Annotated in this window: 20 protein-coding genes; 9 read left to right on the top strand and 11 right to left on the bottom strand. The window is 63.4% G+C overall.

What is annotated here, in order from left to right; genetic code table 11:
* Window positions 1–51 precede the first annotated feature (51 nt).
* Window positions 52–2,964, top strand: a complete 2,913-nt coding sequence (locus ACGYKA_RS12900; protein ID WP_394408928.1) for a Hint domain-containing protein — start codon at window positions 52–54, stop codon at window positions 2,962–2,964.
* Between the two features lie 70 nt (window positions 2,965–3,034).
* Here ACGYKA_RS12900 and ACGYKA_RS12895 read toward each other — a convergent pair whose 3' ends face one another.
* Window positions 3,035–3,637 carry an NTP transferase domain-containing protein gene (locus tag ACGYKA_RS12895; protein ID WP_394408931.1) on the bottom strand — a complete coding sequence of 201 codons (603 nt, stop codon included), beginning with the start codon at window positions 3,635–3,637 and terminating at the stop codon, window positions 3,035–3,037.
* 117 nt (window positions 3,638–3,754) lie between these two features.
* Here ACGYKA_RS12895 and ACGYKA_RS12890 point away from each other — a divergent pair, with 117 nt between their 5' ends.
* Window positions 3,755–5,065 carry a DUF2254 domain-containing protein gene (locus ACGYKA_RS12890; RefSeq protein WP_394417947.1) on the top strand — a complete coding sequence of 437 codons (1,311 nt, stop codon included), beginning with the start codon at window positions 3,755–3,757 and terminating at the stop codon, window positions 5,063–5,065.
* 5 nt (window positions 5,066–5,070) lie between these two features.
* On the opposite strand, the gene ACGYKA_RS12885 is transcribed toward ACGYKA_RS12890, so the two are convergent.
* The gene (locus ACGYKA_RS12885; protein WP_394409730.1) at window positions 5,071–6,378 is read right to left on the bottom strand and encodes an HlyC/CorC family transporter; all 1,308 of its coding nucleotides are present in this window, start codon (window positions 6,376–6,378) and stop codon (window positions 5,071–5,073) included.
* 88 nt (window positions 6,379–6,466) lie between these two features.
* Here ACGYKA_RS12885 and ACGYKA_RS12880 point away from each other — a divergent pair, with 88 nt between their 5' ends.
* A complete protein-coding gene (locus tag ACGYKA_RS12880) occupies window positions 6,467–7,297 on the top strand; it encodes a metallophosphoesterase family protein (protein WP_394408937.1) in 831 nt (276 codons plus the stop codon).
* Here ACGYKA_RS12880 and ACGYKA_RS12875 read toward each other — a convergent pair.
* The 3 genes from ACGYKA_RS12875 to ACGYKA_RS12865 are packed head-to-tail and all read right to left on the bottom strand — an operon-like array spanning window position 7,234 to window position 10,015.
* Window positions 7,234–8,214, bottom strand: a complete 981-nt coding sequence (locus ACGYKA_RS12875; RefSeq protein ID WP_394408920.1) for a site-specific tyrosine recombinase XerD — start codon at window positions 8,212–8,214, stop codon at window positions 7,234–7,236. The two genes, ACGYKA_RS12880 and ACGYKA_RS12875, sit on opposite strands and share 64 nt — an antisense overlap.
* Entirely contained in the window at window positions 8,214–9,860 is a 1,647-nt protein-coding gene (locus ACGYKA_RS12870; RefSeq protein ID WP_394408941.1) for a hypothetical protein, read from the bottom strand. Before ACGYKA_RS12870 ends, ACGYKA_RS12875 begins: the two co-directional genes overlap by 1 nt.
* Before the next feature lie 5 nt (window positions 9,861–9,865).
* Window positions 9,866–10,015: a hypothetical protein gene (locus ACGYKA_RS12865; protein ID WP_007120408.1), complete on the bottom strand. Its 150-nt coding sequence runs from the start codon at window positions 10,013–10,015 to the stop codon at window positions 9,866–9,868.
* An 80-nt stretch (window positions 10,016–10,095) separates the two neighbouring features.
* Between ACGYKA_RS12865 and ACGYKA_RS12860 the strand changes: the two genes are divergently transcribed.
* Both ACGYKA_RS12860 and aroB read left to right on the top strand, forming a co-directional pair.
* The gene (locus ACGYKA_RS12860) at window positions 10,096–10,692 is read left to right on the top strand and encodes a shikimate kinase (protein ID WP_394408944.1); all 597 of its coding nucleotides are present in this window, start codon (window positions 10,096–10,098) and stop codon (window positions 10,690–10,692) included.
* A complete protein-coding gene (gene aroB / locus ACGYKA_RS12855; RefSeq protein WP_394408947.1) occupies window positions 10,685–11,791 on the top strand; it encodes a 3-dehydroquinate synthase in 1,107 nt (368 codons plus the stop codon). The genes ACGYKA_RS12860 and aroB overlap by 8 nt, the downstream gene beginning before the upstream one ends.
* A gap of 250 nt (window positions 11,792–12,041) precedes the next feature.
* Here the strand turns inward: aroB and ACGYKA_RS12850 are convergent, their stop codons facing one another.
* Window positions 12,042–12,557, bottom strand: coding sequence for a single-stranded DNA-binding protein (locus tag ACGYKA_RS12850; RefSeq protein WP_394408950.1), 516 nt, complete (start codon window positions 12,555–12,557; stop codon window positions 12,042–12,044).
* A 214-nt stretch (window positions 12,558–12,771) separates the two neighbouring features.
* Between ACGYKA_RS12850 and ACGYKA_RS12845 the strand changes: the two genes are divergently transcribed.
* Window positions 12,772–13,383 carry a lytic transglycosylase domain-containing protein gene (locus ACGYKA_RS12845; protein WP_394408953.1) on the top strand — a complete coding sequence of 204 codons (612 nt, stop codon included), beginning with the start codon at window positions 12,772–12,774 and terminating at the stop codon, window positions 13,381–13,383.
* Between the two features lie 180 nt (window positions 13,384–13,563).
* Window positions 13,564–14,091 carry a hypothetical protein gene (locus tag ACGYKA_RS12840; RefSeq protein WP_209218906.1) on the top strand — a complete coding sequence of 176 codons (528 nt, stop codon included), beginning with the start codon at window positions 13,564–13,566 and terminating at the stop codon, window positions 14,089–14,091.
* A 106-nt stretch (window positions 14,092–14,197) separates the two neighbouring features.
* On the opposite strand, the gene ACGYKA_RS12835 is transcribed toward ACGYKA_RS12840, so the two are convergent.
* From ACGYKA_RS12835 to miaA, 5 genes are all read right to left on the bottom strand, one after another.
* Entirely contained in the window at window positions 14,198–16,288 is a 2,091-nt protein-coding gene (locus tag ACGYKA_RS12835; protein ID WP_394408956.1) for a dipeptide ABC transporter ATP-binding protein, read from the bottom strand.
* 65 nt (window positions 16,289–16,353) lie between these two features.
* The gene (locus tag ACGYKA_RS12830) at window positions 16,354–17,565 is read right to left on the bottom strand and encodes an ABC transporter permease (protein ID WP_394409733.1); all 1,212 of its coding nucleotides are present in this window, start codon (window positions 17,563–17,565) and stop codon (window positions 16,354–16,356) included.
* A 267-nt stretch (window positions 17,566–17,832) separates the two neighbouring features.
* Window positions 17,833–18,921: an ABC transporter permease gene (locus tag ACGYKA_RS12825; protein ID WP_394408959.1), complete on the bottom strand. Its 1,089-nt coding sequence runs from the start codon at window positions 18,919–18,921 to the stop codon at window positions 17,833–17,835.
* A gap of 309 nt (window positions 18,922–19,230) precedes the next feature.
* Window positions 19,231–20,007 (bottom strand): AraC family transcriptional regulator, encoded by a 777-nt coding sequence (locus tag ACGYKA_RS12820; protein ID WP_394408962.1) that lies wholly within the window; start codon window positions 20,005–20,007, stop codon window positions 19,231–19,233.
* Window positions 20,008–20,107: 100 nt separating this feature from the next.
* On the bottom strand, window positions 20,108–20,998 hold the full coding sequence (gene miaA / locus ACGYKA_RS12815) for a tRNA (adenosine(37)-N6)-dimethylallyltransferase MiaA (protein WP_394408965.1): 891 nt from the start codon (window positions 20,996–20,998) through the stop codon (window positions 20,108–20,110).
* A 130-nt stretch (window positions 20,999–21,128) separates the two neighbouring features.
* Between miaA and pyrH the strand changes: the two genes are divergently transcribed.
* A complete protein-coding gene (gene pyrH, locus ACGYKA_RS12810; RefSeq protein WP_067261559.1) occupies window positions 21,129–21,854 on the top strand; it encodes a UMP kinase in 726 nt (241 codons plus the stop codon).
* Window positions 21,855–22,026: 172 nt separating this feature from the next.
* Entirely contained in the window at window positions 22,027–22,593 is a 567-nt protein-coding gene (gene frr / locus ACGYKA_RS12805; protein WP_067261561.1) for a ribosome recycling factor, read from the top strand.
* Window positions 22,594–22,628: the final 35 nt, after the last annotated feature.

The following is a 22,628-nucleotide window of genomic DNA, read 5'->3' as shown; positions in this document are numbered from 1 at the left end:
CAAGACGGCCGCGTTGCGCGCCGCGTGCAACACCGCTCAGGAGATTTCACAATGATTAGAACACTTGATTTCAATGCGTTCAGCGCAGGCACCATCATTGACGACGAATATGCGGATCTGGGCGTTACGGTTTCGGCCAGCGGCGGCTCCGGCGATGCGATGATCTTTGACAGCAGCAACCCCACGGGCGGCGACAGCGATCTGGCCTCCGACACGCTTGAGGGGCTGTTGATCGTCTCCGAAGATGGCGACCAAAGCGACCCGGACGACAACGCCGGCGGCGGCAGCTTGTTCTTTGACTTCGATGATATGGTGCGCATGAAGGGCGTGACCTTCAAAGACATCGAAGAGACCGGCGGGGAAGGCACCCGTGTCATCTTTTACGATGACAATGGCGATGTGATCCAAAACCATTATGTGCAGCCCACCGGCGATGGCGGTGAGCGTTTCGTTCAGTTCAACATTGATGGCGTGTCGCGTTTCGAAGTGCGTTTCGAAGGCTCGGGCGCGATCGACAATCTGGTTTTCGACGATGGCCAACCGCAGGGCGGCGGCAATGACGCGCCCGTGGCCGAAGACGATGTGCTTGAGATCGACGAAGACACCTCCGGCACCGTCGACGTGCTGGGCAATGACAGCGACAGCGATGGCGACACGCTGACCGTCACCATGGCAACCTGCCCGGCGGGCCCGGTCGTCATCAATGACGATGGCACACTGACCTTCACGCCGGACGCGGATTTCAATGGCGACACCACGATCACCTATACCGTGGATGACGGCAATGGCGGCACCGACACCGGCACCGTGAATGTCACTGTGAACCCGGTGAACGACGCCCCCGTCGCCAATGACGATACCGCCGACACCACCGGCACCGATCCGGTCGTGATCCCGGTTCTGGACAATGACACCGATGTGGACGGCGACACCCTGAGCGTGACAGATGCGTCCAGCGATGATGGCACCGTGACCATCAATGACGATGGCACCATCACCTTTGTCGCCAATGACGGCTTCACCGGCGATGCGACGATCACCTATACCGTGTCCGACCCCGACGGCCTGACCGACGAAGGCTCGGTGACCGTGACGGTGGGCGACGGCGGTCCGACCCGTGACGGCTATGTCGACGGCACAGCGGGCGCAGACTTGATCGACACCGCCTATACCGGCGACCCCGATGGCGACATGATCGACAATGACGACGCGATCCTGCCCGATGCGGAAGGCGACGACGACTATGTCCGCGCTGGCGACGGTGACGACACCATTCTGGCAGGCGACGGCGATGATATCGTCGAGGCGGGCGCAGGTTCCGACGTGGTCGAGGGCGGTGAGGGTGATGACATGATCACCACCGGCAACGATGACCTCGCCCCCGATCTGGGCTACCCGGAAAGCGACAGCGACGATCTGGGCTTTGACCCCGACGCCGACCCCGAGAATGACCGCGACTCTGTCGATGGCGGGGCGGGCAATGACACGATCAGCACAGGCGACGACCGCGACACCATCACCGGCGGCACCGGCGATGACGTGATCAACGCAGGCATCGACGACGATATCGTCGACGGCGGTGACGGCGACGACCGGATCGTCGGCGGCGAGGGCAACGACAGCCTGCTCGGCGGCGCTGGCAACGACACGATCTATGCGGGCAACGACCCCGATCTGGGTCTCGACGTGCTCGACATTCCCGACGAAGAGGATGCGTCCAACCCCTTCACCCCCGACCGCAACCCGAACAACGGGATGGACACGGTCGACGGTGGCGCGGGCAATGACGTGATCTATGGCGCCGACGATGCGGACATGCTGCGCGGCGGCTCGGGCGATGACTATATCGACGGCCAGATCGACGATGACGTCATCTCGGGCAACACCGGCGACGACACGTTGCTGGGCGGTCAGGGCGACGACAGCCTCTCGGGCGGTCAGGGCAATGACGAGCTTGACGGCGGCACCGGCGACGACACCCTGCGCGGCAACCGGGACGACGACCTGCTGGTCGGCGGCGAAGGCAATGACCTGCTCGACGGTGGCGGTGAGAATGACACTCTGATGGGCGGCGACGGCGACGACGAACTGCAAGGCGGTCGGGGCGACGATCTGCTCGACGGTGGCGCAGGGGTCGACGTGATGACCGGCGGTGCCGATCAGGACAGCTTCGTCAACGTCAACGCAGGCGATGATGTCGACGGTGGCAGCGCGGGCGTGGATTACGACACGCTCGACCTGCGCGGCTCTGCCCCCGAGGGCGGCCGTCTGGAGATCACCTATACCTCCGATGACCGCGAAGACGGTTTCGTTGACTACTTCAACCAGGACGGCAGCGAGGCCGGGCGTTTGAACTTCGTCGAGATCGAGAATGTGATCCCCTGTTTCACACCGGGGACCAAGATCGCTACACCGCGCGGTGAGGTGCCGGTCGAGGCGCTTCAGGTCGGTGACCGGGTCATCACCCGCGACAACGGCATCCAGACGATCCGCTGGGTCGGCGCGCGTGAGATGACCGGGGCCGAGTTCGAAATGGCCGCCCATCTCAAGCCGGTGCTGATCCGCAAAGGTGCGCTTGGCAACGATCTGCCCGAGCGTGACATGATGGTCAGCCCCAACCACCGCGTCTTGGTCGCCAATGAGAAGACCGCGCTCTACTTCGAAGAGCGTGAGGTTCTGGTCGCGGCGAAACACCTGACCGGGATGGAAGGCATCGACGTGGTCGAGGTTTCGGGCACCAGCTACATCCATGTGATGTTCGACCGTCACGAGGTGATCCTGTCTGACGGCACATGGACCGAGAGCTTCCAGCCTGGTGACATGTCGCTGGCCGGTATCGGCGAAGAGCAGCGTCAGGAAATCTTCGAGCTGTTCCCCGAACTGGCGACAAAGGACGGGATCGAAGGCTACACCGCCGCGCGTCGTTCGCTGAAGAAGCACGAGGCCAGCCTGCTGGTGAAGTGATCCGGCAAAAGCCGAGCGTGACAAAGTTTGAAAACGGGGCGGGCGACCGCCCCGTTTTTTCATGCGCGGGCTATTTCTGCTCTGCGCGCCACGCCGCCCAGTTTTCGGGCGTGTCGAGGTCGCGCCTTGCGCGCTGGCCGGGCAGGGGCACAAGCTGCATCCGGTCTGCGGCAGCGCGCACAACCGCGCGGCCCCCGTCATCGCCGCGCAGCTGTTTCAGCTGATCGAAAAGCGCGGCGGCAAAGACGACCGGATGCCCGGGCTTGCCGCCCTCCGTGGTCGCGCGCCAGATCAGGGTCTCGCCCGTCAGGTCCACCGCAGCCGCGAGGCGGGCAAGATCGCTGGCCTCAAGCGCGGGCATATCGGCCAGCAGCACCATGGCGGCGGGCGTGTCCAACGGCAGGGCGGCAAAGGCGCGGCGCAGGCTGGCGCCCATGCCCTCTGCGGCCTCGGGAACGGGCAGCGGCGTGATGTCCAACCCGCTGAGCGCCGTGTAGCGCGGGTGCGGCGCGGGCGGCAGGGCGACGGTGACGGGTCCAATGCCCCGCGCCAGCCGCGCCTGGCGGCGCAGCAAGGGCTCACCGCCGATATCTTCCATTAATTTGTCACGCCCCCGCATCCGAGTTGAGGCACCGGCGGCGAGGAGGATCACGGGCAAAGGGGCTATCGTCATGCCGCCCAACCTACCGGGCACGGGGTGCGAGGATAAGAGCTTTTTTACACCGCGCCGGACTGCAAATTCCCGCTAAGCCGCCGTTGGCAGGGCGCTTTTTCGTGCTACCCTTGGCCCATGAACATCAAAGACCTGATCCCGCATACGCTGTTTCGCAAAGCCCGCGAATATTCACGCAAACTTTGGGTGCGGGTGGTCTTTATGGGGCTGCTGGCCTTTGTCGCTCTCGGGCTGACCCAGCTTTTTGAGCCCTTGGTGCCCAAGGAAGTCGCCACGAGGTTGACCGGCGAAGCGGCGGATCGTCTGTTGCAGATCATCGGCGATGCGATGCTGGCGGTCACGATCTTTTCGATCACGATCATGGTCACGGTCTACCGGGCCTCCTCGGCGCAATTCACGCCACGGGCGCATCGGCTGATCATTCAGGACCGCACTACGCAGAACACGCTGGCGGTCTTTATCGGCGCCTATGTCTATGCGCTGGTGGCGATCATCATGCGCGAGTTGGGCATCTATATCGACGAACGCTCCTTCGTGCTGTTCCTGACCACGGTGTTGGTGCTGGCGATCATCGTGATCTTCCTGATCCGCTGGGTGCTGCATCTGCAAAGCTTCGGCAGCCTGATCGACACCACCCGCCAGATCGAGGCGGTGACCACGTCATTGTTCAAGGAACGGCTGAAGACGCCCTGCATGGGCGGCCATCCCCTGACCGGTCCGGTGCCCGATGAGGCCCGCCCGATCTTTGCCCCCGAAAGCGGCTATATCCAACATATCTACCCCGAGGCGCTGGACCAGCAGGCGCGCGACCATGGGGTGGCGATCTATATGCCCCGGCGGATCGGTGATTTCGTCTTTGTCGGTGAGCCTCTGGTCATGGTCACCCGGCGGGGCAGCCCGCAGGACGCGGAACATGATTGGGACAGTCTAGAGCAAAAGGTTTTGGAGACCGTGCAACTGGGCGATCTGCGCACCTTTGACCAAGACCCGCGTTTCGGCTTGCGGGTGCTGGGTGAGGTTGCCTCCAAGGCGCTGTCGCCGGGGATCAACGATGGCGGCACGGCGATTGACGTGATCACCCGCATCGGGCGCGTGCTGTCCTATTATTCGGATGAGGCCAAGCCGGGCGGCAAGGTCGCGCTGCCGAACCTGCATATCCCGCCGATCCCAGCGGACGCGCTGATCGAAGACGGATTTGGCGCACTGGCCCGCGATGGCGCCTCGGTCGTCGATGTGCAGATGGTCTTGCAAGAGGTGCTGACAGGGCTGATGCAGCATCCCGATCCCGGCCTGTCGGCCGCCGCCCGTGACGCGGCAGAGGATCACCTGCGCCGGGCTTTTGAAGAGGTGCCCTTCGGCCCCGACCGCGCGCGCATCTGGTCCGCCGCCTGCAAGGACGTGCAGGCCGCGGTGGAAACCCCGGCCTAGCCGGATCAGAGGGGGCGGATCTTGAGCTGGGTGATCCGGTTGCCGTCCCGTTCGATCACCTCAAAGCGGAAGTTGTGGAAGGAGAAAACCTGCCCCACGGTGGGGATCATCTGCGCCTCATGGATCACCAGCCCGGCCACGGTATTGGCCTCATCATCGGGCAGGGACCAATCGGTCGCGCGGTTGAGGTCGCGGATCGTCATCGCGCCTTCGACCATCAGATGCCCATCGTCCGATTGCTTGAGCGGGTGATCCGCATCGGGGTCAAACTCATCCGTGATTTCGCCCACGATCTCTTCGAGGATGTCTTCGAGCGTGATCAACCCTTGGAGCGAGCCATATTCGTCCACCACCAGCGCAAAATGCGTGCGGCGGCGCAGGAACTGGCGCATCTGTTCGTCCAGCGTCGAGGTTTCGGGCACGAAATAAGGCTTCATCACCACGTCGGCCACGTTGAACCCCTTGAGCGCCGCGGCATCGCCGTTGGGGCCGCCGATCAGCTTGTACATGGCGCGCAGCAGGTCCTTGGCGTGGATCACGCCGATGATGTTTTCAGGGTCATCGCGAAAGACCGGCAGGCGGGTGTGGTTTGATTGCAGGCATTTCTCCATGATGTCGGTCGGGTCTGAATCCGCGTCGATCATCTCGATCCCCGAACGGTGCAGCATGACCTCTTCGACCGCGCGTTCGCGCAGGTCGAGCGCGCCCAGAATACGGTCGCGGTCTTCCTTTTCGACGACGCCTTCGGAATGGCCCAGTTGCAGCGCCCCGGCGATTTCCTCGCGCACCGCCAGAATGTTGCTGTCGGGGTCGATCTGCACGCCGAAAAGCCGCAGCACGCCGCGGACGAAATAGCGCACCGCCGTCACCACGGGTGAGAAGATAAGCACCACGATGCTAATCGGGCGCGAGACCAGCGCCGCCGCCGTTTCGGCATTGGTGATGGCATAGGTCTTGGGCAGAACCTCGGCAAAGACGAGCACCAGAAGCGTCATCACCAGCGTCGCCAGCGCCACGCCGCTTTCGCCGAAAAGCCGGGTGAAGAGCGCTGTCGCCATGGAGGCGGCAAGGATGTTGACCAAGTTGTTGCCCAACAGGACCGAGCCGATCAGCCGCTCGTTATCCTCGGTGATCTTGAGCGCGCGGATCGCGCCGCTTGCGCCCTTGTCGGCCTGCGCGCGCAGTTTGCCGCGCGAGGCGGCGGTCAGGGCGGTTTCGGAGCCTGAGAAGAAGCCCGAGAGGACAAGGAGGAACAGGATAATTCCGGTGCTTATCCAGAAAGCGGTGTCAAAAAGGGCGGGGCCCGTTTCCATGAGGTCTAAATCCATCCATTATGTGTTGCGAATGTTATGGGCGCAGGGGCTGCGTCATTCAAGGGTTGCAACGGGGCAGGGTGGTGCGATGCGGGCGAAAATCAACTGCGCGGAGCTTGGGGTTTTGGACGGGCCGTTGCTGCTTTTTGGCGGGCCCTATTCCAACCTTCAGGCGGTCGAGGCGCTGGCGGCTTTCGCCGCGGCGCGCGGCATCGACGGGGGGCAGATGATCTGCACCGGCGACATTGTTGCCTATTGCGGCGCGCCGCGCGAATGCGTGGCAGCAGTCCGGGCGCTTGGCTGTGCGGTGGTGGCAGGCAATTGCGAAGTGCAACTGGCCAGCGGGGCCGAGGATTGCGGCTGCGGTTTCGCGCCGGGCAGCAGTTGCGACATGCTCTCGGGCGCGTGGTATGCCCATGCGGCAGGCCAGTTGGACGCGGATGCGAAAGACTGGATGGGCTGCCTGCCGGATGTGGCGGTGTTCCGCCATCAGAGTCAGCGCTATGGCGTGATCCACGGCGGGGTGCGCGATGTGGCGCGGTTCATCTGGTCTGAGAGTGCGGCGGCGGTGTTTGACGAAGAATGGCAGGCGCTGGAAGACATCGCAGGCCCCGTCGATCACATCATCGCGGGCCACTCCGGTCTGCCCTTCATCCGCGAGACAGAGCGCGGGCGTTGGATCAACGCAGGCGTGATCGGCATGCCGCCCCATGACGGCGGCCAGCAGACGCGGCTGGCGCTGCTCGACGGGGATGAGGTGGGCTTTCACCGGCTGAGTTACGATGTGGCCGGGGCCGTGGTCGATATGGCCAAAGCGGGCTTGCCGCGCGCCTATGCAGACGCGCTACAAAGCGGTTACTGGCCTTCGGAAGACGTGTTGCCGCCGGAATTGCGGGTGCCGTCCTTGGCGAGGGGGTGACGCTCCAACACGAGGTCCGAGAGGCGCTCTTCCAAGACATGGGTGTAGATTTCGGTCGTGGCGACATCGGCGTGGCCCAGCATGGTCTGGATCGCCCGTAGGTCCGCGCCATTGGCCAGCAGATGCGTGGCAAAGGCATGGCGCAGGGTGTGGGGCGTGACTTTCTCGGGCGGCACGCCGCCGGTCACGGCGAATTCCTTGATCAGCAGATAGAACCGATGCCGCGTCAGATGCCCCGTCGCCCCGCGGGAGGGGAAGAGGTGCCGCGCGGGCGGTTTGCCCTTGGCTTGGGCCGCCTCATCGGCCTTGTCGCGCACCACCAGCCATGCCGCCAGCGCGTCGCGCGCGGGCTCTGATAGGGGCACCAGCCGCTCGCGCCCACCCTTGCCCGCGATCAGCAGCAGACGCGGATCGCCCCGCGCGGCGCTGACCGGCAGGCTGACCAATTCACTGACCCGCATGCCGGTGGCATAGAGCAGCTCCATCAGGCAGGTGTTGCGCAGCTGATCGGCCAGCGACCGGCCAGAATTGCGCGCGGCATCGAGCAGCCGGTCGACCTCTTCCTCGGACAGGATCTTGGGCAGGCGTTTGTCCTGCCCCGGCCCGGCGATTTGCACCGCAGGGTTGTCTTCGCGCAGCCCTTCCTCAAAGGCGAAACGGTAAAGCTGTTTGATCGCCGAGAGCCGCCGTGCGCGGGTGGATTTCGCCAACCCCTGCGCGTCGCAATAAACAAGGTAATCTTCGACCTCGCCGCGGCTGGCGGTCAGGAAGTCATGGTTGCGCTGCGCCAGAAAGGAATCGAAATCTTTCAGGTCGCGGCCATAGGCCAACTGCGTGTTGGTGGCGGCACCCTGTTCGGCGGCGGCGGCCTCCAGAAAGCTGGAGATCCAATGGAAGGTCGGGGTCTGGGACATCATCATTGCTGGAGCAATACAATCTGCAAGGCGGCACGTCGGGCGGTGTCTTCCAATCCGAGGGCGCGTAGGGTGGCTAGGGCGTCGCGGAGCGCCGATGTGTCACCACTCGCCCCGTCATGCAAGAGCGACAATAGGCGCAAAATCGCCATGCCCAATTCCTTGTCCCGCGCCAGCGCCATCAGGTCGGCGCGGGGGCTGGGGTTGGCGAAAGCGTCATGCACCGCGGCGGCCAATGGCGCATCGGGCGCGGGGCCTTTGGGCGCGTCGCCCAGGGCCACGGCGCGCAGTAATTCGTCCTCGGGGGACTTGCCGATCACCCGCGCCGCAGTGGCCTCGTAATTGGGCGACAGCAGCGCCACATCCCGCGCCAGACGCGCGGCACGGCCCGCCAGCGGGATGGTCGAGAGCGGTTCGGCAAAGAGTGTGGCAAAGGCCACTTCGAGAGAGGCTTCGCGCATCGCCTCCCAGGCGGGCGGCAGGGTCTTGGCCACCGCCTCGGCGCTGCCGGTGCGCAGGGCCGTTTCAAACCGTTGCAGCGCCGCAACCCGGTCCCAGACCCCGCCAGAGGCGGCGGGCTGACGATCAGTATAAAGCCCCAGCAGCAGGTTGTCGGGCAGGGCGCCCGCGCGGGTCAGCCGCTCGGCGGCCTCAAGCTGGGCCTTCCATCCGGCGATGTCGCGCAGATCGGCCACCGCATAGGCGCGGGGCAGGATGTTTGAGGGCAAGGGCTCGCCAATGGTCTCAAACAGGCGGAAGGTCATTGGGTCCATCTGGCGCGGCACGCGCAGCGGTTCGGCCCCTTCGTAGAAATCCGGGTTCAGGAAACGGTCAAAGAGTTCGAGCTGCGCCTCGGGCAGCAGGCCGAGCGCTTGGGCCGAGCCAAAGGTCAGGGCCGCGTTCTCCCAATTGCCGGCGCGGGCGTTGCAGAAAATCCGGGTGCCATAGTCGCGGGTCAGATGCGGCGATTTCACCAATCGCTCGCAGACGCGATGTTCGGTCCCGGTGAGCAGGGAAAGCTGCATCCACAGGTCGAAATGCGCCGTCGAGGTGGTCACCCCGGCCTGTTCGATCAGCGACAGAGCCGGGTCGAGGGCGCCAAGCTCCATCAGCTTTTCGCCCCGCGCCAGCGCCAAAAGATCGCCATTGCGCGCCTCGCCCTGCGGGGCCTGTGCCTCGGCCAGAAGCACGGTGTACAGCAGCGCCTGCGCGGCGGGCAGATGCAGGTCGGGCAGGTCGCGGATGCGGTCGATCAGGGCGGTCGTGTCGCTGCCCAGCCAGATGTCCCCGCGCAGCCCGGTGACAGAGCCGGGCACCAGCCCGATGCGGCGCGGCGCGCCATCGCCCAAGGGCGTGACCTGCACGGGCGGCGGCAGGGCGCTGTCGGCCACGGGCGGTTCCGGCACCCGGCCCGGGTTGGGCGGGCGTTTGGGCCGGTTTTCGGGCGGCGATTGCGCGCCGAGCCAGTCGATCACCGAAAGCGGCTGATCATTGGCCGCGGGGGATTGTCCTTGCTGCTGAGCCGCCTGACGCGATTCGCGGCCCAGATTGCGGTCTTCTTCGGATTCGGCCAGTAGGGCCGTGGCGCTGACCGAGCAGATCAATGCAGCACAAAGGGCCCATTTGCCTTTGGACAGGGCGTTTGCCACGCCGCTCAATCCGCTGTCAGCGTGACAGGCTGGCGCGTCTCAATCTGTTCGGGCGAAAAATCCACGCCAAAGAAAGGCCCGACATAGGCATAGCCCACAAGACCGATGAAGCCGACAATCAATAGAAATATCAACAACTTAAAAAGTTTACCCATGATTTATGCCTGCCCGGAATTCTGCTATTTTGCCAAACTATATATGGCCTTTTCGGCAAGATCACGTCATTCAGAGAAAAATGAGCGGAATTAAGCACAGCATCACCGATGGCGAAGAAACGCCGCCCCGCTACCGTCTGAACAAGACGGTGGCGCTGGTTGGCATGATGGGCGCGGGCAAGACGGCGGTGGGGCGTGCGGTCTCGGCCAAACTGTGCGCGCCTTTTCTGGACAGCGATGCGGAGATCGAAGCAGCGGCCAATCTCAGCGTGCCTGAGATTTTCACACGCGACGGCGAGCCGTTCTTTCGCAAACGCGAGACCGAGGTGATCGCGCGGCTTTTGGCCGAGGAACGTTGCATCCTGTCGACCGGTGGTGGTGCCTTTCTGGCCGAGGTGAACCGCGACAATATCGCGGCTTACGGTGTGGCGCTTTGGCTCGATGCGGATTTGGATCTGCTGTGGAACCGGGTGCGCTACAAGGACAGCCGTCCGCTGCTGCGCACGGCTGATCCCAAGGCGACGCTGGGGGCGCTCTATCGCGACCGGGTGCCGCTTTACCGGCTGGCGGACCTTTCGGTGCGCTGCGATCCGCGTCTGTCGATTGACGCCATGGCCAACCGGGTGATCGACAAGCTGCTGACAAGGCCCGATGTTTTGGAGAGATTGGATGCGTGAGACGGTTTCCGTCGCCCTGCCGGGGCGGGAGTATGACGTGGTTATCGGGGCGGGCTTGCTGGGGGATGCCGGCGCGCTGATCGCGCCGCTGCTGCGCCGCAAGCGGGTGGCCGTCATCACCGAAAGCCGCGTCGCCACTTTGCATCTGCAATCCCTGCGGGAGGGCTTGGCCGCCGAGGGCATCGCGATGTCTGCGCTGGAACTCGCCCCCGGCGAGGGGACCAAGGATTGGGCCAATCTTCAGCGCTGCGTGGACTGGCTGCTTGATGAGCAGGTGGAGCGCGGCGATATCGTTGTGGCCTTTGGCGGTGGGGTGATCGGTGATCTGGTGGGTTTTGCCGCTGCCGTATTGCGGCGCGGGGTGCGTTTCGTGCAGATCCCCACCTCTCTTTTGGCGCAGGTCGACAGTTCGGTGGGCGGCAAGACCGGGATCAACGCGCGCCAAGGCAAGAACCTGATCGGGGCCTTCCACCAGCCCAGCCTCGTGCTGGCGGATACCGAGGTGTTGGGCACCATGCCCGAACGGGATTTCCTCGCCGGTTATGGCGAGGTGGTGAAATACGGGCTGCTCGGCGATGCGGCGTTCTTTGACTGGCTGGAGGCGCAGGGCCCGGCCCTTGCGGCGGGCGATATGGCCGCCCGCATCGAAGCGGTGCGCCGGTCGGTTCAGATGAAAGCCGATATCGTTGAGCGGGATGAGACCGAGCAGGGCGACCGTGCGCTTTTGAACCTTGGCCATACATTCGGCCATGCGCTTGAGGCGGCGACGGGCTATTCCGACCGGCTGCTGCATGGCGAAGGGGTGGCGATTGGCTGTGCACTGGCTTTTGAGCTTTCCGCGCGGCAGGGGCTTTGCCCGCAGGAAGACCCGAGCCGTCTGCGCGCCCATTTGGTGCAGATGGGCATGAAGACCGACCTGCGCGATATTCCCGGCGATCTGCCCGAAGCCGAGGAACTGCTGCGGCTGATGGGGCAGGATAAAAAGGTGGTTGATGGCCGTTTGCGCTTTGTTCTGGCACGCGGCATCGGGCAGGCCTTTGCGGGGGCCGAGGTGGAGAACGCCGAGGTGCTTGGGCTGCTGCGGGATGCGCTCGGCTGAAGCCCCAAGGCTACGGCTTCGCGTAAAGGGCCATCGCCTGCAGTTAAAATTCGGGCTAGGTAATTTTCGGATCAGTTGGCCTGAGAGGTGTCTCTGCGCGAGGCTGCTGTCTAGCCGAGGGCCATCGCCTACCCGGTGGGGCGGGCAGGCGATGGCCCGGCGCCTTCGGCTTGATTCCGGGCTGGGTGGTAATCTTGAGCCGTCGCTCAAGGCGGGCAGGGCGCTCCAGCGCCCCACCCAATAGTCTAAATCAGAACGGGATCTCATCATCGAGGTCACGGCTACCGCCGCCGCCACCGCCGCCCGAAGAGGACGGGCCGCTGTCATAGCCGTAGTCGTTGCCGCCACCGCCGTAGCCGCCACCGCCGCCACCACCGTAGCCGCCACCACCACCGCCGCCGCCGGAGCCGCCGCCGGGACCGTCGAGCATGGTCAGCGTGCCGCCGAAGCCTTGCAGCACGACTTCGGTGCTATAGCGGTCTGCGCCCGATTGGTCCTGCCATTTGCGGGTCTGCAACTGGCCCTCGATATACACTTTGGAGCCCTTCTTGAGGTATTGCTCGGCCACGCGGACGAGCCCTTCTTGAAAGATCGCCACCGAATGCCATTCGGTCTTCTCGCGGCGCTCACCGGTGTTGCGGTCTTTCCATGTCTCCGAGGTGGCGATGCGCAGGTTGCACACTTTGCCGCCGTTCTGGAACGACCGCACCTCGGGGTCGCGCCCGAGGTTGCCGATAAGGATCACTTTGTTCACTGAGCCGGCCATCTTGCCCCCTCGTTTGTCATTGCTGTGTCATTGCGTCGGGCGCGAATCCGAGCGCGCCCAATTCGGCTGTTTATATCGTGCTTGTTCGCCGGATGACACCGGCTTTCCATCCCGCCGCCCATCGCCACGGCCCGCGAAATGGCCGGGATTTCGGGGGCTGGTAGAAGGGGCGTATTTAAGTATACTGCGCGCAATGCAACGGCAGGGGGCAGATATGCGAAAGACGGGACTTTTGGCCGGTCTGGCCGCGGTGGGTTTGACGGCAGCCGGGATGATCGCGATGGGGGCAGCGCCAGCGGCTGCCGATATGTTCGCCAGCAAGAACCGTGCGGGGCTGTTCGCTTCGCAGAAAAGCATCCTCGATAATCGGGCATCCAAACAATATTCCGCCTCCGTGCGGCTGCAACCGCCCAAGGTTGTCACCCCGACGAAATGGGACGTGCCGAAATACAACGGGTCTTACAAAGGGGCCTTTCTAACCCATGCCCGCGCCGCGGCCACGCGCCACGGCATCCCGGTCGATCTGTTTTTGCGGCTGGTGCAGCAGGAAAGCGGGTGGAACCCTAAGGCGCTGTCGCACAAGGGGGCGATGGGGCTGGCGCAGTTGATGCCGCAGACCGCGCGGGCGCTGCGTGTCGATCCCGCCGATCCGGTGCAAAACCTCGAAGGCGGGGCGCGTTACCTCAAGATGCAGTACCGCGCTTTCGGCAGTTGGGAGCTGGCGCTGGCCGCCTATAATGCGGGGCCGGGGGCGGTGAAGAAATACGGGGGCATCCCGCCCTACAAGGAAACCCGCAATTACGTTAAAGTGATCACGGGCATCTAACTCATTGATATTTATGGGGTTGGAACAGCGCTTGGGCGTTTGTCCGCCTATTTGCACCCCCGCAAGCCCCTCTGGCATCGGCCCCCTTGGGAACCGTCGGGGCAATCGTGGTGTTCTCTGATCAGAAACTTTGCAGCGGGGCATTCTCGCCGCAGAGAGGAAAGATCAAAGGAGAACGACATGCTGACGAATATGAAAAACATCGCCCTTGCCGCTGGTGTAAGCGTTATCGCGCTGAGCGGCTCTGCCTTCGCCGATGACAAGATCATGGTCTCGAAAATCGACGTCGAATCCTCTGTCGCCGCCGCGGCTGACAGCAATGCCATGGATTTCTATCCTGATCTGGAAGAAGACCTGCGCGCCGAAGTGGCAGAGCGCGTGCCGATGAGCAGCGATGGGTCCGATCCGCAGATCAAGATCGACATCCGCAAAATCTCTTTGAACGGCGCGACAATGCTGCCCGACAGCAAGGAATTCAACGAGTTGGAAGGCGTTGTTGATATCACAAGCCCCACCGGCGACAACGCGGGCCTGAGCTTCCCGGTCATGATTTCGGCCTATAGCGGCGATGAGATCGCGCCCGAAGGCTATGTCAACGTGCAGCCGTCCGAAACTGAATTCTACGTGGCGCTCGTCTCTACCTTCGCTGACGTTGTCGCCGAAGGTCTGGCCAATGTGAACACTGCCGGTTCGCCTGTTGATCCCTAAATCCGGGTCTGATTTGGCCGTGCAGGCCGGATCGTCATAGCCTCAGGCCGTTCCCCCTTAGATAGCCTGAGGTATGAGGCGTGGTTCTTCGGAACCGCGCCTTTTTTCATTCGGCCGCCGTGCCTGTCTCAATCACCGGCTCCATCTCGGCGAATTGCTGGGCCGAGAGGTGGCATTTGATTTGATGCCCATCGGCCATGGTCACCATCGGCGGCACCTCGCGTTCGCACAGATCGCCGGGCACCTGCGACTTCCACCGGCAGCGCGTCTGGAAGGGGCAGCCCGGAGGCGGGTTCATTGCCGAGGGCACGTCGCCATCTAGCACGATGTGTTTCTTTTTCACCTTGGTATCGGCAATCGGCACCGCGCTCAGCAGCGCTTCGGTATAGGGGTGATAGGGCGGGGCGAAGACCTGATCGGTGTCGCCCAGTTCGACCACATGGCCCAGATACATCACCATCACCCGGTCCGAGAGATAGCGCACGATGGACAGGTCGTGGGAGATGAACAAAAGCGTCGTCTTCTGCTCGCGTTGGATCTCCATCAGCAGGTCGGTGACGGCCGCCTGCACGCTCACGTCGAGGGCCGAGACCGGCTCGTCCGCCACCACGATCCGCGCATCCCCCGCAAAGGCGCGGGCGATGCCGACGCGCTGCTTTTGCCCGCCCGAGAGTTGGCGCGGCATCCGGCCTGCGAATTCGCGGGGCAGTTTCACCAGATCGAGCAGTTCCAGCATACGCTGGCGGCGCTCTTTCTCATTCTTGCCGATGCGGAAGATCTCCAAGGCGCGGATGATCTGCCGCCCCACGGTCATCGAGGGGTTGAGCGTGTCAAAGGGGTTTTGGAACACCATCTGCACATCGGCCACGTTCTTGGTCGTGCGGTCATCAATCGGCACGCCGCCGATGTCCTGCCCGTCGAGGTAGATATGCCCCTCGGTCGCCGTCTCTAGCCCCATCAGCACCTTGGCGAATGTGGACTTGCCGCAGCCCGACTCGCCCACGATGGCGAGGGTTTCACTTTCATGGGCCTCGAAGCTGAGGGTTTCATTGGCTTTGACCACTTTGGTATTGCCGCCGCCGAACATGGCATTGGCCGCGACTTGGTAGTATTTCTTGAGCTTGTCCATTTTGAGGACGACCTCACCGACATCGCTCTTTTCCTTGACCTCGGCCAGCTCCAAGGGCGCTTGCCAGTCGATCTCTTGAAACCGAATGCAGCGGGTCTCATGCCGGTCGTTGCCGGGCACGCTCTCCATCGGGATCGGCGCGGCGTCGCAGCGGCCGGGGACGAAATAGTCGCAGCGCGGGCCGAAGTTACAGCCCGGCGGGCGTTCATGGGGCAGGGGGAAATTGCCCGGGATGGCCTTCAGGGGCCGCGCGTTTTTATCCGCCCCCGGCAGCGGGATCGAACGGAACAGCGCCTGCGTATAGGGATGCTGCATCTCGTCAAAGACATCCTCGATCGAGCCTTTCTCGACCGCTTCGCCCGAGTACATCACGCAGATCCGGTCGCAGGTTTCCAGCACCAGTCCGAGGTTGTGCGAGATGAAGAGCATCGAGGTGCCGTATTTCTTGCCCAGATCCTTCACCAGTTCCACCACCGCCGCCTCGACGGTCACGTCGAGCGCGGTGGTCGGCTCATCGAGGATCAAGAGCGAGGGTTCGGACATCAGCGCCATGGCGATGACGATACGTTGCTGCTGGCCGCCCGAAAGCTGGTGCGGATAGGCCTTCAGGATGCGCTCGGGGTCCGGCAGCTTTACGTCCGTGACCACTTGCAAGGCGCGCGCGTAGGCTTCCTTTTCGGACATGCCGGCATGGATCATCGGCACTTCCATCAATTGTTTGCCGATCCGCATGGCGGGATTGAGGCTCGCCATCGGTTCTTGGTAGATCATCGCGATCTCGCTGCCGCGTATGTCGCGTAGCTCTTCTGTGCTCATCTCGCTCAGGTCGCGGCCTTTGAATTTGATGGAGCCGCCGACGATCCGGCCATTGCGACCCAGATCCTGCATCACGCCCAACGCCACGGTGGATTTGCCGCAGCCGCTTTCGCCCACCAGCCCCACGGCCTCTCCGGGTTGGACGTTGACGGAAAAGTCCATCACGGCGGGAATTTCCCGCAGGCGGGTGAAGAAGGAGATCGACAGGTTGTTGATCTCAAGAATGGGACCGTCGTAATCAGTCTTTGGCATTTGGCTCTCCCAGTCGGGGGATCAAAAGGGGCCGGGAGGGCTGGCCCCCCCCCGGAGGATGTTTTTTAGTCGCGCAGGGATTCTTCGCGCAGGCCATCGGCCAAGAGGTTCAGACCCAGCACGAGGCTTAGCAGCGCCAGCGCAGGCGCAATAGCGGCATGCGGGTAGAGCGACAGCAGGCGGCGGCCCGCGTTGATCGTGCTGCCCCAATCGGGGCTCTCGCTCTCCAGCCCGAGGCCGAAGAAGCCCAGCGTGCCCAGAAGGATCGTGGTATAGCCGATGCGCAGGCAGAAATCGACGATCAGCGGCCCGCGCGCATTGGGCAGGATTTCCCACAGCATGATATACCACGGGCCTTCGCCACGGGTCTGGGCGGCGGCGACGTAGTCGCGGGTTTTGATGTCGAGTGCCAAGCCGCGCACGATGCGGAACACCGTGGGCGAGTTCACGAAGACCACCGAGACAAAGACCACCAGCACGCCGGGGTCGATGTCGAAAAGGTCGATCATGCTTGGCAGGCCCGGAATGCGGTAGCTGTCCGTCGCCACGATCGCCCCGTCGGTGGAGACCAGCGACAGGTAGAGCCAGCCGACCACCCCAAGCACCACGATCAGAAGCGGCGTGCGGAACGAAGGTTGCGTGTAGTAGCGCGCGTTCAACAGCACGGCGAGGAAGATCAGCGGGAAGATGAACAGGAACACCGCCATGTAGTTCGGGATGCCGGTCAGCACGATCTCGGGCGTGACCAGCAGGTAGAAGAGCAGGATCACCGGGAAGGCGAGGATCAGGTTCGCCAGAAAGCTCAGCACTGTATCCAACCGCCCGCCATAGTAGCCCGCAGGCAGGCCCAGCGTGATCCCCACCATAAAGGCAAAGAGCGTCGCCATCGGCGCGATCTGCACCACGACCCAAGACCCTTTGATCAGCCGGGAAAAGACATCGCGGGCTAGGTTGTCACCCCCCAGAAGGAACCAAGGGTATTCGCCTTCATCCGGGCTGCGCAGGGGCGTGCCGGGCAGTTTGTTCTTCATCCCCGAGGTCTGGCTGAGGCTGTCATGCGTCACCAACAGATCGAACAGCCCGCCGAAGATGCCGGTGTAGACCCAGAACATGACGATGGCGAAACCGATCATGCCGACGGTGCTGTCAAAAAGCTTGCCGTAAAGGCCGAGCCGCCGCTTGAAGTGGATAGAGAGCGCGAAGGTCAAGATCAGCGCGATCCACACGGGCAGCATCTGCTGCGACATGCCGCCGATGATGCCCGCCTGCGGTCCCATGAAGGCGCCTGCGATGATATAGATCAGCAGCACGAGGATCAGCAGCGCAAAGAGCAGGATCACCGCCCGGTTCACCCCGCCCGCCAGCCCGGCTTGCCGGGCGACGGTGCCGTCCGGGTTGATCTGCCGTGCCTCACTGGCGGGAAAGAAGGAAACGACGATCTGCACTGCCACGGCCAAGGCCAGAAGCACCGCGAGACCGAGGAAGATGATGTTGAGCCCCGCAAGCGACCCGGTCCATGTCAAAGGTTCCATGTCCAAGCTCCGTTAAGAAATGCGAATGCGCGGGTTGAGGAAGACGTAGCCGATGTCCGAGATCAGCTGCGTCACAAGGACGACGATCACCGACACGACCGAGACCGCGAGCAGCAGTTCGATGTCGTTATTGGCCGCGGCTTGCACCAGCAGCCAGCCAAAGCCCTTGTAGTTGAACAGGGTCTCGACGATCACCACGCCGTTCAATAGCCACGGGATTTGCAGCATGATGACGGTGAAGGGCGCAATGAGCGCGTTGCGCAGCGCGTGTTTCAGCACGATCTCTGAGAATTTCACCCCCTTGAGCCTTGCGGTGCGGATATATTGCGCGGTCATCACCTCGGTCATCGAGGCCCGTGTCATCCGCGCGATATAGCCCATGCCGTAGAGCGAGATGGTCAGCACCGGCAGGAAGAAGTTCCAGAAGGTCGCATCTTTCATGGCCGAGGTGGCGGAGCCGAGAAACAGCGTCTTGCTGTCGATCCAGCCCCATTCAGCCAAAAGCGGGGAGAGGCCAAAGCGCGAGGAGGCGAGCACCGCAATGAAGATCACCCCCGAGACATATTCAGGCGTCGCCGTGGTGGCGATCGAGAAGGTGGAGAGCGAGCGGTCGAGCTTGGAGCCTTCGCGCATCCCCGCCAGCACGCCCACGATCAGCGCCGAGGGGACCATCAGCACCAGCACCCAGAACATCAGCTTGCCGGTGAGTGCCAGACGGGTCAGCACCGTTTCGCCCACGGGTTCTTTGAAGACGGTCGAGAACCCCCAATCGCCTTGCAGGATGCCGCAGCGGGTGGGGCGGTCCTCCTCCGGGGTGCCGGGGGCGAAACAGCGGCCAAAGGTTTCCTCGGGCGTGTCGCCTTCCGTGACCCAGCCGGGCAGCACGCCTAGCCATTCGCCGAACTTGTCGACCGTGGGCTGCAAGTAGCCGCGGTCTTCGAGGTAGCTGGCCACGGCCTCGTCCGACATGCGGAAGTTGCCTTGGGTCTTGGCGAGTTTTTCAAGGTTCGGATAGAGATTGGTCAGCCAGAAAACGATGAACGTCAGGCAAAGCGCCGTCAGCAACATCACACCCAGCCGGCGCAAAATGAATAGTCCCATGTGGTCCCCTGTAGCAGGGTCGGGCGGTGACTTGGCCCGACGATGCGGCCTTTTGGCTTTTTAATTCGTGCGGCGCCTTGAGGGCGCCGGTTCTGTGCGTGGCAGGTCTTCTCTGCCTTGTGGCGCTGGGGTGCCGAAGACCTTTTGGCGGTCTTTCTAGCAGCCTACGCTTGTTCATTGCCCCGCCCCTGTGCGGAGCGGTTCAGCCATGAGGCACGGAAATTACTCGCGCGTCAACATTCGGCTGAGGAGTTTGGAGGAGTTTTTGCGACATGCTGAGGGTCATAAAGCGACATTTCGGCCCGGCTCTCAGCGCAGTTTGCTGGGGGGCAGGCCGCTGTGCTGTTGCATGAAACGGGTGAAATAGGCGGCAGAGCCGAAGCCCAAGGTGGCGGCGATCTCGGCAGCGGTGTGATCGGTCTCGGCCAGCAGGCGACGGGCGGCATGGCAACTGCGCTCGGTGAGAAGGTCAGCGGCGGATTTGCCGGTGGCCGCCTTCACGGCGCGGGTCAGATGGGTTGGGGTCACGCCGAGAGCTGCGGCGTGTTCGGCCATGCTGGTGCCCTTGGGGGCGCCTTGAGTGACCAAGGCGCAGAACCGCGCGCTCAGCCTGTCGCCTGCCTTGGGCCGGGGGGTGGTAGGCGCCTCTGCCATGATCTGGCGGCGCAGCCAGACCGACATCAGCGCCACCTGCGCTTTGAGCGCATCTTGGTGCAGGGGGCGGGCCTGTTGGACCTCCCGTTGGGTCTGTTCGATAAGGGTTGAGATCTCCGATTGCGCGGCCCCATCGCGGATGCGCAATTGGCCCGGGGTCTCGGGCAGGCTTTCGTCACTGTCTTCGGGGATCAGCACCGCATGGCCCAGACATTGATAGCCCAGCTCCAGCGCGAAGAGCGACCGCGCCGGTATCCAAAGTGCGTTATGCGGGCTGATGCCGCGGCGTTGACCATCGAGCAACAGCCGCCCTTGGCCCCGGGTGATCCAGATCAAAAGGTGGTGGTCGCGGTCATGCGCGAGGGTCAGCCGCCAGTCTTGCCCCGCCGAAAGCTGGGCCAAGGACTGGGTTTGAATCTCTGTTTCGGGCACGCGGCGCTTTCGTTGAGAAATGGAAACCCTACAAGGGCAATCATCAACGTCAGGCTAGCGGAGGGTTGGGATAACGCAAGAAATTCCGCCCGCTCGGCGGCTATTCCGGCGTCACCCGCTGCCAATCTGTCATCTTACTGCGCATCCAAGTGCGCTGCCGTTTGGCGAACCGGCGGGTGGCGACCACGGCAGCTTCGCGGGCGCGGTGCAGCGGCCAGTCGCCGTCGAGGTGGCGGATCAGTTCCGGCACGCCGATGGCGCGATGGGCGGGCAGCGATGGGTCATAGCGCGGCCGAAGGGCAGCGACCTCTTCCAAGGCGCCTTGCTTTAGCATCAGGTCAAAGCGCTGCGCGATGCGGGCGTTCAGCCAATCCCGCTCGACATCGAAGGCGATCGGCAGACAGTCCGCCAGCGGCAAAAGCGGCGCGCCGGTGTCGCGCTGCCAGTCCGACAGGCCGCGCCCGGTGGCCTGCCACACTTCCCAAGCGCGTTGCACCCGCGCGCGGTTGCGTTGGTCGAGGCCTGCGGCGGTTTCGGCATCCAGCCCGGCCAACAGGTCTTCGAGCGCCATCTCGTCGCCTTGGGCGCGCACCTCTACCGGGGTGGCCGGAATCTCGGCCAGCCCCTGCGTCAGGGCAGAGAAGTAAAGCCCGGTGCCCCCGGTGATGATCACCCGCTGGTCGCCCTCCAGCAGTGGGGCGACCTCGCGCAGCCAATGGCCGGTGGAATAGGGCGCATCTTCGGCCAGATGACCATAGAGCAGATGCGGCACGCGGGCCTCTTCCTCGGGCGAGGGGCGGGCGCTGATGATGCGCAGGGGGGCGTAGACCTGACTGGCATCGGCGTTGACGATCACGCCGCCCTGCGCCTCGGCAATGGCGAGGGCAAGGGCGGATTTGCCACTGGCGGTCGGCCCGGCGATCAACACCGGCCGTTCGGGCGGCAAGCCCTGCAACAGGGCGTTCATCTGGGCCTTGGGAATATCCGGCATTTCTTTGCGTCTTCCTTACGTCCCGCATTGAACCTTGGGCGTATTTGCGACATTTTGGCGCGAAATGAAAACCCTTCACCGCCGCAAGGCTTAAATCTCCCCCGGTTGGTGAAATAGTAAGGTGTGCCCGATGTCCCAAGACACCCCCCAAGTCTCCTTTAACCGCGTGATGCTAAAGATTTCCGGGGAGGCGCTGATGGGTGACCTCGGCTATGGTCTGCACCCGCCAACTGTCGAACGCATCGCCCGCGAGGTGCAATCGGTGCACAGCTTGGGCGTCGAGATCTGCATGGTGATCGGCGGGGGCAACATCTTCCGCGGGCTGCAAGGCTCGGCGCAGGGGATGGAGCGGACGACGGCGGATTACATGGGGATGCTCGCCACCGTGATGAACGCGCTGGCGATGCAATCGGCGCTCGAAGGTCTGGGCATCCACACCCGCGTGATCAGCGCGATCACCATGAACGAAGTGGCCGAACCCTATATCCGCCGCCGCGCCGTGCGCCACCTTGAGAAGAAACGGGTCTGCATCTTTGCCGCGGGCACCGGCAACCCCTATTTCACCACCGACACCGCCGCGACCCTGCGCGCCAATGAGATGTCCTGCGAGGCGATCTTCAAGGGCACCAAGGTCGACGGTGTCTATGACAAGGACCCGGCCAAGTTCGACGATGCGAAACGCTATGATCTGGTGAGCTATGATGACGTGCTGCAAAAGCGGCTGGGGGTAATGGACGCCTCTGCCATCGCGCTGGCGCGGGACAACAACCTGCCGATCATCGTCTTCTCGCTGGATGAGCCGGGCGGCTTCCAAGGCATCTTGGCGGGGCAGGGCACCTATACCCGCGTCGGGTAACTCCGGCCCGCATCGCAAGGCATCGTCCGACGGCAGGGTGATTGGCCTATCGCCGCCGCGTCTCTCACGAAGGGGCGCGGTGCGCGTATGGTGGCGTAACAATGGGCAGTTGTGAAAGCGCCGCGCCACCGTTAGAAAGCCGTAACGCAAGGAAACAACAAGCAGGCTCGCCATGTCAGACGAATTTATGCTCGATACCGATGATCTTGAACGGCGGATGAACGGCGCGATTGCGTCGCTTCGGACCGAGTTCGCATCGCTGCGCACAGGGCGTGGCTCGGCCTCCATGCTGGAGCCGGTGATGGTCGAGGCTTATGGCCAAATGACCCCGGTGAACCAAGTCGGCACCGTCAACGTGCCAGAGCCGCGCATGGTTACGATCAACGTCTGGGACAAGGGTCTCGTCGGCAAGGTTGAGAAGGCCATTCGCGAAAGCGGACTGGGCATCAACCCGCAGCTGAACGGCACCATCATCATGCTGCCGATCCCCGAGCTGAACGAAGAGCGCCGGACCCAGTTGACCAAGGTCGCAGGGCAATATGCCGAACACGCGCGCGTCTCGATCCGCAACATCCGCCGCGACGGGATGGACCAGATCAAGAAAGCCAAGAACGACGGCGCCATGTCCGAGGACGACCAGAAAATCTGGGAAGGCGAAGTGCAGGATCTGACCAACCGTTTCATTACGCTCATTGATGAACAGCTTGAGACGAAACAGGCCGAAATCATGCAAGTCTGACCCCGCCAAGACGCAGGGAAACAGAACTTGAAAGA

Source organism: Sulfitobacter sp. 1A15106 (assembly GCF_043556995.1).
GTDB lineage: Bacteria > Pseudomonadota > Alphaproteobacteria > Rhodobacterales > Rhodobacteraceae > Sulfitobacter > Sulfitobacter faviae.
The sequence above is the reverse complement of the archived record's forward strand: the minus strand, read 5'-3'. Positions and strand labels throughout refer to the sequence as shown.

Coding starts and splice junctions, on each gene's coding strand:
- ACGYKA_RS12900 (WP_394408928.1), top strand. CDS start 52: ATGATTAGAACACTTGATTTCAATGCGTTCAGCGCAGGCACCATCATT.
- ACGYKA_RS12895 (WP_394408931.1), bottom strand. CDS start 3,637: ATGACGATAGCCCCTTTGCCCGTGATCCTCCTCGCCGCCGGTGCCTCA.
- ACGYKA_RS12890 (WP_394417947.1), top strand. CDS start 3,755: ATGAACATCAAAGACCTGATCCCGCATACGCTGTTTCGCAAAGCCCGC.
- ACGYKA_RS12885 (WP_394409730.1), bottom strand. CDS start 6,378: ATGGAAACGGGCCCCGCCCTTTTTGACACCGCTTTCTGGATAAGCACC.
- ACGYKA_RS12880 (WP_394408937.1), top strand. CDS start 6,467: ATGCGGGCGAAAATCAACTGCGCGGAGCTTGGGGTTTTGGACGGGCCG.
- ACGYKA_RS12875 (WP_394408920.1), bottom strand. CDS start 8,214: ATGATGTCCCAGACCCCGACCTTCCATTGGATCTCCAGCTTTCTGGAG.
- ACGYKA_RS12865 (WP_007120408.1), bottom strand. CDS start 10,015: ATGGGTAAACTTTTTAAGTTGTTGATATTTCTATTGATTGTCGGCTTC.
- ACGYKA_RS12860 (WP_394408944.1), top strand. CDS start 10,096: ATGAGCGGAATTAAGCACAGCATCACCGATGGCGAAGAAACGCCGCCC.
- aroB (WP_394408947.1), top strand. CDS start 10,685: ATGCGTGAGACGGTTTCCGTCGCCCTGCCGGGGCGGGAGTATGACGTG.
- ACGYKA_RS12850 (WP_394408950.1), bottom strand. CDS start 12,557: ATGGCCGGCTCAGTGAACAAAGTGATCCTTATCGGCAACCTCGGGCGC.
- ACGYKA_RS12845 (WP_394408953.1), top strand. CDS start 12,772: ATGCGAAAGACGGGACTTTTGGCCGGTCTGGCCGCGGTGGGTTTGACG.
- ACGYKA_RS12840 (WP_209218906.1), top strand. CDS start 13,564: ATGCTGACGAATATGAAAAACATCGCCCTTGCCGCTGGTGTAAGCGTT.
- ACGYKA_RS12835 (WP_394408956.1), bottom strand. CDS start 16,288: ATGCCAAAGACTGATTACGACGGTCCCATTCTTGAGATCAACAACCTG.
- ACGYKA_RS12830 (WP_394409733.1), bottom strand. CDS start 17,565: ATGGGACCGCAGGCGGGCATCATCGGCGGCATGTCGCAGCAGATGCTG.
- ACGYKA_RS12825 (WP_394408959.1), bottom strand. CDS start 18,921: ATGGGACTATTCATTTTGCGCCGGCTGGGTGTGATGTTGCTGACGGCG.
- miaA (WP_394408965.1), bottom strand. CDS start 20,998: ATGCCGGATATTCCCAAGGCCCAGATGAACGCCCTGTTGCAGGGCTTG.
- pyrH (WP_067261559.1), top strand. CDS start 21,129: ATGTCCCAAGACACCCCCCAAGTCTCCTTTAACCGCGTGATGCTAAAG.
- frr (WP_067261561.1), top strand. CDS start 22,027: ATGTCAGACGAATTTATGCTCGATACCGATGATCTTGAACGGCGGATG.